The sequence below is a fragment of the Jiangella asiatica genome (assembly GCF_004349065.1).
Lineage (GTDB): Bacteria > Actinomycetota > Actinomycetes > Jiangellales > Jiangellaceae > Jiangella > Jiangella asiatica.
The window spans coordinates 142,426-150,325 of record NZ_SMKZ01000010.1 but is presented as its reverse complement, the minus strand read 5'-3'; the positions used below and the strand labels follow the sequence as shown (position 1 = coordinate 150,325).

Genomic DNA, 7,900 nt, shown 5'->3' with positions numbered 1-7,900 from the left:
ACGTCGGGGGACGGGACGGGGGAGAGGAGGCACGGCGATGAGCGCGACGATCGAGCAAGCGGCTCCGCACCTGGATGAGGCGGCGCGGGAACGGCTGGCCGGGCTGGTGGCCGAGGTCCAGGCGGACCCGGCACGAATCTCGGTGCTGTTCCCGGCGGTCGCCCGGCGGGTGATCAGAGGGCCGACCAGCGCCGGCGACCCGGACGGGCTGCGTACCCCACGGCTGGAGGACGAGGCCCGGATGGCGCTGCTGGTGGCGGCCGCCGCCGGTATGGACGGTGCCACACTGACCCGGGAGCTGGGCGAGCTGTACCGGTTCGGCGACGCCGACGAGAAGCGGGCGGTACTGCGCGCGCTGGCGCTGCTGGACGTCGGCGACGCCGGTCTGCCGCTGGTGGCCGACGCGCTGCGGACGAACGACGTGCGACTGGTGGCGGCCGCGCTGGGCCCGTACGCCGCGGCGCACCTGGACCCGTCGGCGTGGCGGCAAGGCGTGCTGAAGTGCCTGTTCGTGGGCGTGCCGCTGGACGCCGTCGCCGACCTGGACGTGCGCACCGACGCCGAGCTGGCCCGGATGGTCGCGGACTACGGCAACGAGCGGGTGGCGGCGGGCCGGTCGGTGCCCAGCGACGCCTGGCGCATCCTCGGCCGGCACCCCGAGGCGGTCGCCGGCCGGTTCCCCGTCCCGTCCGACACGAGTGCACGGGAGGCCTGATGCGCATCTTCGACCCCCACATCCACATGACCTCGCGCACCACCGACGACTACGAGCGCATGTACGCCGCCGGCGTGCGGGCGATCACCGAGCCGGCGTTCTGGCTCGGCCAGCCGCGCACGAACGTCGGCTCGTTCTGCGACTACTTCGACGGGCTGCTGGGCTGGGAGCGGTTCCGGGCGGCGCAGTTCGGCATCCGGCACCACTGCACGATCGCGCTGAACCCGAAGGAGGCCAATGACCCGCGCTGCACCGGCGTGCTGGAGGTGCTGCCGCGGTACCTGGCCAAGGACGGCGTCGTCGCGGTCGGAGAAGTGGGGTTCGACTCCATGACCGACGAGGAGGAGAAGGTGTTCGTCCGCCAGCTGGAGCTGGCCGGCGAGCACGATCTGCCCGTGCTGGTGCACACGCCGCACCGCGACAAGGTGGCCGGCACCCGGCGCACGCTGGAGCTGGTGTCGGCCAGCGGGCTGTCACCCGAGCGCGTCCTCGTCGACCACCTGAACGAGACGACGGTGGGCATGGTCGCCGACTCCGGGTGCTGGATGGGTTTCTCGATCTACCCCGACACCAAGATGGACGAGCACCGCATGGTGCGCATCCTGGTCGACCGCGGGCTGCACCGGATGATCGTCAACTCCGCGGCCGACTGGGGCCACAGCGACCCGCTCAAGACGGTGAAGACCGGTCGGGCGATGCTCGGCGCCGGCTTCAGCGCCGACGACGTCGACCAGGTGCTGTGGCGCAACCCGGTGGAGTTCTACGGCCAGAGCGGGCGGCTGCTGCTGGACGAGGTCGACCTCAAGGGGACGGCCGACCGGGCCGCGACGTTCGAGGGCAACTCGATCCTGCGCGGGCAGCGGCCCGACGCCGCCGAGAGCTGAGGGAGGGCCGACGATTGCGGCTGCGGCACCGTGACGGCACCGTCGTCCACGTCGCCTACTGCACCAACGTGCACCCGACGGAGGACGTCGATGCGCTGCTGGAGCAGGTGCGGCGCTACGGCGGCGGGGTCCGGGCACGGCTGGGCACGCCGCGGCTAGGCCTGGGACTGTGGCTGCCGGCGCCGGTCGTGGCCCGGCTGGCCGGCGAGGCGGGCCGCCCGGAGCTTGAGCGACTGCGCACAGCACTGGACGCGAGTGGGCTGGAGGTGGTGACGCTCAACGCGTTCCCGTACGCCGGTTTCCACGACCCGCGGGTCAAGCTGGCCGTCTACCACCCGGACTGGACGGACGCGTCGCGGCTGCGGTACACGCTGGAGTGCGCCACCGTGCTGGCCGGGCTGCTGCCCGACGACGCCGAGCGCGGCAGCGTCTCCAGCCTGCCGCTGGCCTGGCGCACACCGTGGGACGACCAGCGGCGGCGGACCGCCCGCGACCACCTGGACCGGCTGGCCGACGGGCTGGCGGTGCTGGAGGACCGCACCGGCCGGGTGGTGCGCGTCGGGCTGGAGCCGGAGCCTGGCTGCGTGGTCGAGACGATCGACGGCGCCGTCGCCGAGCTGGCCGGGGTCGACACCGAGCGCATCGGCGTCTGCCTGGACGCCTGCCACTTGGCCGTGCAGTTCGAGGAGCCGGCCGACGCGGTCCGGCGCCTGGCCGCGGCCGGACTGGCGGTGGTGAAGACGCAGGCGTCGGCGGCTTTGGAGATCGCCGATCCGGGGTCGGACGCGGCCCGGTCGGCTCTGGGCGCCTACGCCGAGGACCGGTTCCTGCACCAGACGCGTGTGGCGTCGCCGGCCGCGAGCGGGACCGTCGACGGCACCGACGACCTACCGGCGGCGCTGGACGGTGAGCTGCCCACGGACGGTCCGTGGCGGGTGCACTACCACGTGCCGGTGCACGAGCGGCCGGACCCGCCGCTGGCCGTCACCCAGGACCACCTGGGCGCGACCCTCGACGCGCTGTTCGGCGGCGAGCACGCGGTGACCGACCACGTGGAGGTCGAGACGTACACCTGGTCGGTGCTGCCAGCGGGGCGGCGACCGGCCGGGCCGGACGGGCTGGCCGACGGGCTGGCCGCGGAGCTGAGGTGGGTCGCGGACCGGCTGGCCGAGACGGGGCTGGACGCGCGGACGACGCAGGAGGAGATGGCGTGAACAAGGTCTTGGTGCTCGACGTCGTGGGACTGACCCCGCGGTTGCTGGAGCACACCCCGAACCTGCGAGCGATCGCGGACGAGGGCTGGCAGGCACAGCTGGACACCGTCCTGCCGGCGGTCACGTGCTCGGTGCAGTCGACGTTCCTCACCGGGACGATGCCGCGCGAGCACGGCATCGTCGGCAACGGCTGGTACTTCCGCGACCTCGGCGAGGTCTTCCTGTGGCGGCAGCACAACCGGCTGGTCGGCGGCGAGAAGGTCTGGGACACCGCCCGCCGGGTCCGGCCCGGCTACCGGGTGGCCAACGTCTGCTGGTGGTACGCGATGGGCGCGGCCACCGACTGGACCGTCACGCCGCGGCCGATCTACCACGCCGACGGCCGCAAGTCGCCGGACTGCTACACCTGGCCGCCGGCGCTGCACGACGAGCTGACCTCGGCCCTCGGCCCGTTCCCGCTGTTCCAGTACTGGGGCCCGACGGCGTCGATCAAGTCCAGCGAGTGGATCGTGCAGGCGACCCGCCGGCTGATGCCCGGCGCGGACCTGACGCTGGCCTACGTCCCGCACCTGGACTACGACCTGCAGCGCTTCGGCCCGCACAGCCCGCAGGCGGTCGCGGCCGCGCGCGAGGTGGACCGGGCCCTGGCGCCGCTGCTGTCCGACGCCCGCGACAACGGCGTCACCGTGCTGGCGCTCAGCGAGTACGGCATCGGCCCGGCCAGCCGTCCGGTGCACGTCAACCGGGCGCTGCGGCGGGCCGGGCTGCTCGAGGTGTACACCCAGGCCGGCATGGAGTACCTGGACCCGTGGACGTCGCGGGCCTTCGCCGTCGCCGACCACCAGGTGGCGCACGTCTACGTCCGCGACGAGGCCGACCTGCCGGCGGTCCGGGAGCTGTGCGCGGCGGTGCCCGGCGTCGACCTGGTGCTGGACAAGGAGGCGCAGCGCGAGTTCGGTCTGGACCACGAGCGCTCCGGCGAGCTGGTCCTCGTCGCCGACATCGGCGCGTGGTTCACCTACTACTACTGGCTGCACGACGACCGCGCGCCCGACTTCGCCCGCGGCGTGGAGATCCACCGCAAGCCCGGCTACGACCCGGCCGAGCTGTTCCTTGACCCGGCCGACCCGTGGGTCAAGCTGCGCGCGGGCGCGAACCTGGCGAAGAAGAAGCTGGGGTTGCGCTACGCCATGAACGTCGTGCCCCTGGATGGCCAGTGGGTGCGCGGCACCCATGGCCGGCTCCCCGACGACCCCGCCGACGGCCCCGTGCTCCTGTGCAGCGACCCGTCGACCGCCCGGGCCGAGCTCGCCGCCACCGACGTCCGCGACCTCATGCTCGACCTCGCCCAGCTGCGCACCCCAGCTCGAGGCGGGGGTGTGGGGTGATGCCGGCCAGGGTTCGGTCGGGCATCGGGGGTGAGGAACAAGCCCCCGCGGGCGGGGCCGGCATCACCCCACACCCCCACCGACCCACAGACAGGACGACCACAGAACCGACGAACCACTGAAGGAGACGACACATGGCACGACCGATCACCTTGTTCACCGGGCAGTGGGCCGACCTGCCGTTCGAGGAGGTGGCGCGGCTGGCCGGCGAGTGGGGCTATGACGGCCTCGAGATCGCCTGCTGGGGTGGCCACCTGGACGTCTGGCGGGCGGCGGAGGACGACGCGTACGTCAAGTCGCGGCTGGACATCCTGGAGCAGAACGGCCTGAAGGTGTGGGCCATCTCCAACCACCTCAAGGGCCAGGCGGTCTGCGACGACCCGATCGACCAGCGGCACCGCGGGATGCTGCCGGACCGCATCTGGGGCGACGGCGACCCCGAAGGCGTGCGCCAGCGTGCGGCCGAGGAGATGAAGATGACGGCCAGGGCGGCCGCGCGGCTGGGCGTGGACACCGTCGTCGGCTTCACCGGCTCGGCGATCTGGAAGTACGTCGTGATGTTCCCGCCGGTCTCCGAGGACATGATCGAGGCCGGCTACCGCGACTTCGCCGACCGGTGGAACCCGATCCTCGACGTGTTCGACGAGGTCGGCGTGCGGTTCGCGCACGAGGTGCACCCCTCGGAGATCGCCTACGACTACTGGACGACGGTGCGGACGCTCGAGGCCATTGGGCACCGCGAGGCGTTCGGGCTGAACTGGGACCCCAGCCACATGGTGTGGCAGGATCTCGACCCCGTCGCGTTCATCTGGGACTTCCGCGACCGCATCTACCACGTGGACTGCAAGGACACGAAGAAGCAGCTCGGCAACGGGCGAAACGGCCGGCTCAGCTCGCACCTGCCGTGGGCCGACCCACGGCGCGGCTGGGACTTCGTCTCCACCGGGCACGGCGACGTGCCGTGGGAGGCGTCGTTCCGGATGCTCAGCGCCATCGGCTACGAGGGCCCGATCTCGATCGAGTGGGAGGACGCCGGCATGGACCGGCTGCGTGGCGCCCCCGAGGCGCTGGAGTACGTCCGGTCCAAGCTGTTCGACCCGCCGGCGGCCGCGTTCGACGCGGCGTTCAGCACCCAGTGATCCCCATGATCATCAACGGTTGGCGACGTCATACCGTCGCCAACCGTTGATGATCATCGGATTCGTCGAGCAGGCGCTGGGCTTCTTCGGCCGCACCGCCGCGCAGTTGCGGGACTTCCCGCGCATCTTCCGGGCGCACCGGGTGCTGGAGTACATCGTGGAGAACGACACCCCGGACGTCACGCCGCTGCGGACCGCGGAGGCCGGGTACCAGTACCTGAGCCGCCTGCGGGTGCGCTGACGGCGGTCGCGGGCCGTCGCCTTCCGGCTACGGCTGAGGTCCGCGGACAGTCCCTGCGAGCTCGCCGGTGCAAAGCCACCCCACAAGACATCTGTTGATCATCTGGAAACCCGGAAGGGGTAGATCATTGCGGCCCCGGCAAGGCACACTTGTTGCGAGCCGAGGTGGTGCCGGTGGTCCGATCGAGGGTGGAGGGTCGCGCGCTGCCGTCCCAACGTGGGCGGCCCGACGACGACCCGGCCGAGACGTCGACGGCGGGCGATCCTGTGCCCGTGAGCGGTGCGGTCCCGGTCGGCGGCCCGCCACCTGCCAGCCCTGCCTCCACCGGTCGCGCGTCCACCGGCCCGGCACATCCCCGCGCCGATGACGTCGGCGGCGGCACCGACCTCACGCGCCACTACCTTCGCGAGATCGGCCGCATTCCGCTGCTCACCGCGACCGAGGAGGTACGGCTGGCCCGCGCCATCGAGGCCGGCGTGCTCGCCGAGGAGCGGCTGACCGCAAGCACCGCGCCGAGCCCCGACGACGAGTACCTTCGCGAGGTCGCGCGGCTGGGCCGGCAGGCCAAGGCGAGCCTGGTCGAGGCGAACCTGCGGCTGGTGGTGTCGATCGCTCGCCGTTACACGAGGCGGGGCCTGCCGCTGCTCGACCTCATCCAGGAGGGGAACGTCGGGCTGATCCGGGCCGTCGAGCGGTTCGACCACGCGCGCGGCTTCAAGTTCTCCACTTACGCGACCTGGTGGATCCGGCAGGCCATCAGCCGCGCGCTGGCCGAGCAGAGCCGCACCATCCGGCTGCCCGTGCACGTGGTCGACGAGCTCAACCGGGTGCTGCGAGTGCTGCGGGCCATCGCGCAGTCCGAGGCGCGCGACCCGACGGTGCAGGAGCTGGCGGCCGCCGCGTCGCTGCCGGTGGACCGCGTCGTCGAGCTGCTCACCTATGCCGAGGAGCCGGTGAGCCTGCAGTCGCCGGTCGGCGAGTCCGCTGACAACACGTTCGGCGACTTCGTCGAGGACACCGACGCGCTCAGCCCGGAGGAGCTGGTCGCCCAACTGATGCTGCGCGACCAGGTCGAGCAGGTGCTCGACGGGCTGAGCGAGCGCGAGCGGGCCGTCGTCCGCCTCCGGTACGGCCTGCACGACGGGCGCACCCGCACGCTGGAGGAGGTGGGCCGGGAGTTCGGCGTCACCCGCGAGCGGGTCCGCCAGATCGAGCACCGCACCCTCACCAAGCTGCGTCGCAACGAGTGGGCCAGCGAACTGCGCGACTACCTCGGCTGAGCGGTCGGCTGCCGCCGGGCGCGGCGACGGGCACTGGTTACGCTGGTGCCCATGAGGCTGCGGCGGCGAAACCCTCCGATCGACGGCATGGTGCCCGGCGAGCGGGTACTCGCCGCGGCCACCGGGCCGGACGGCGAGGTCGTCGCCACCACCCACCGACTGATGCTGCGCGACACCGCGATCGAGTGGAGCCGCGTCGACACCGCCTCCTGGGACGGCGAGGCCGAGCTGCTCGCCCTCACCGAGGTGCCCGAGCCGACCGGGCGGCAGCGCCGGCACCGCGTCGCGCTTGACCAGCCCGGCCGGCTGGTCGACGTCGTGCGTGAGCAGGTCACCGCCAGCGTCCTCATCAGCCGGCACGTCGCGGTGAACGGCCGGCGCGGCGTGCGGGTGACCGGCCGGCGCACGGCGAGCGACGAGATCGTCTGGTCCGCCGCGCTGGACCCCGGCATCGACCTCGACGACCCGGCCACCCGCGTGCGGGTCGACGCCGCCGTCGCACTGGTCCGCAACGAGGTGGAATGACCCGGCGGCCGCGGCCGCGACCTACCCCGTCGTCAGCTCCGCGGCTCGGCCGAAGCGGCGGCCTTGGCCGCGACGCCGTCGACGCACTTGCGGATGAAGTCGCTGAGCGTGCGCCGGTAGAGCCAGCCGGTGCCGGGGACCTTGGCCCGGAACGACGAGCTCCAGCGCACGGTGGTGCCGCCGGGGCCTTCGGTGAGGTCGATGTCGGCCCGGTAGTCCTTGATGGCCAGTCCTGACAGGAGGACATAGCTGAGGCGCCGCTCCGGCACCAGCTCAACGATGCGTTCCCGGCTGGTGATCCGTCCGGTGCGGAAGACCCGGACGGCGCCGACGCTCTCGCCGCCGTCGCCGCCGGGGGACTCCAGCTCGAACGACCCGATGGGCGACCAGTCCGGCCAGCTCGCACCATCGCGGAGCAGGGCGTACACGGCCGCGGCCGGCGCCGTCGTGGTGGTGGAGACGTCGATGCGCTGCATACCCATGTGCAACCTCCAGAAGCGTGTGTACCAAATGG

Annotated in this window: 9 protein-coding genes; 8 read left to right on the top strand and 1 reads right to left on the bottom strand. The window is 72.6% G+C overall.

What is annotated here, in order from left to right:
* The first annotated feature begins 37 nt into the window (after positions 1-37).
* The 8 genes from E1269_RS09675 to E1269_RS09640 all read left to right on the top strand — a co-directional run bounded on the left by E1269_RS09675 (position 38) and on the right by E1269_RS09640 (position 7,386).
* Positions 38-715: an EboA domain-containing protein gene (locus E1269_RS09675; protein WP_131893796.1), complete on the top strand. Its 678-nt coding sequence runs from the start codon at positions 38-40 to the stop codon at positions 713-715.
* The gene (locus E1269_RS09670; protein WP_131893794.1) at positions 715-1,599 is read left to right on the top strand and encodes a TatD family hydrolase; all 885 of its coding nucleotides are present in this window, start codon (positions 715-717) and stop codon (positions 1,597-1,599) included. Before E1269_RS09675 ends, E1269_RS09670 begins: the two co-directional genes overlap by 1 nt.
* A 14-nt stretch (positions 1,600-1,613) precedes the next feature.
* Positions 1,614-2,813: a metabolite traffic protein EboE gene (eboE, locus tag E1269_RS09665; protein ID WP_131893792.1), complete on the top strand. Its 1,200-nt coding sequence runs from the start codon at positions 1,614-1,616 to the stop codon at positions 2,811-2,813.
* Positions 2,810-4,201: an alkaline phosphatase family protein gene (locus tag E1269_RS09660; RefSeq protein ID WP_131893790.1), complete on the top strand. Its 1,392-nt coding sequence runs from the start codon at positions 2,810-2,812 to the stop codon at positions 4,199-4,201. The genes eboE and E1269_RS09660 overlap by 4 nt, the downstream gene beginning before the upstream one ends.
* Before the next feature lie 134 nt (positions 4,202-4,335).
* Entirely contained in the window at positions 4,336-5,340 is a 1,005-nt protein-coding gene (locus tag E1269_RS09655; protein WP_131893788.1) for a sugar phosphate isomerase/epimerase family protein, read from the top strand.
* A gap of 49 nt (positions 5,341-5,389) precedes the next feature.
* Complete coding sequence (locus tag E1269_RS09650; RefSeq protein ID WP_203433268.1) at positions 5,390-5,581, top strand: hypothetical protein; 192 nt, start codon at positions 5,390-5,392, stop codon at positions 5,579-5,581.
* A 272-nt stretch (positions 5,582-5,853) separates the two neighbouring features.
* The gene (locus E1269_RS09645) at positions 5,854-6,861 is read left to right on the top strand and encodes a sigma-70 family RNA polymerase sigma factor (protein ID WP_239000840.1); all 1,008 of its coding nucleotides are present in this window, start codon (positions 5,854-5,856) and stop codon (positions 6,859-6,861) included.
* Positions 6,862-6,912: 51 nt separating this feature from the next.
* Positions 6,913-7,386, top strand: a complete 474-nt coding sequence (locus tag E1269_RS09640) for a hypothetical protein (RefSeq protein WP_131893784.1) — start codon at positions 6,913-6,915, stop codon at positions 7,384-7,386.
* Positions 7,387-7,418: 32 nt separating this feature from the next.
* Here the strand turns inward: E1269_RS09640 and E1269_RS09635 are convergent, their stop codons facing one another.
* Positions 7,419-7,868, bottom strand: a complete 450-nt coding sequence (locus E1269_RS09635; RefSeq protein WP_131893782.1) for an SRPBCC family protein — start codon at positions 7,866-7,868, stop codon at positions 7,419-7,421.
* Between the last annotated feature and the right edge of the window lie 32 nt (positions 7,869-7,900).

What these genes read in the sequence shown, in the direction of transcription:
- E1269_RS09670 (WP_131893794.1), top strand. Translation starts at nt 715, where the DNA reads ATGCGCATCTTCGACCCCCACATCCACATGACCTCGCGCACCACCGAC.
- E1269_RS09640 (WP_131893784.1), top strand. Translation starts at nt 6,913, where the DNA reads ATGAGGCTGCGGCGGCGAAACCCTCCGATCGACGGCATGGTGCCCGGC.
- E1269_RS09650 (WP_203433268.1), top strand. Translation starts at nt 5,390, where the DNA reads ATGATCATCGGATTCGTCGAGCAGGCGCTGGGCTTCTTCGGCCGCACC.
- E1269_RS09635 (WP_131893782.1), bottom strand. Translation starts at nt 7,868, where the DNA reads ATGGGTATGCAGCGCATCGACGTCTCCACCACCACGACGGCGCCGGCC.
- E1269_RS09675 (WP_131893796.1), top strand. Translation starts at nt 38, where the DNA reads ATGAGCGCGACGATCGAGCAAGCGGCTCCGCACCTGGATGAGGCGGCG.
- E1269_RS09655 (WP_131893788.1), top strand. Translation starts at nt 4,336, where the DNA reads ATGGCACGACCGATCACCTTGTTCACCGGGCAGTGGGCCGACCTGCCG.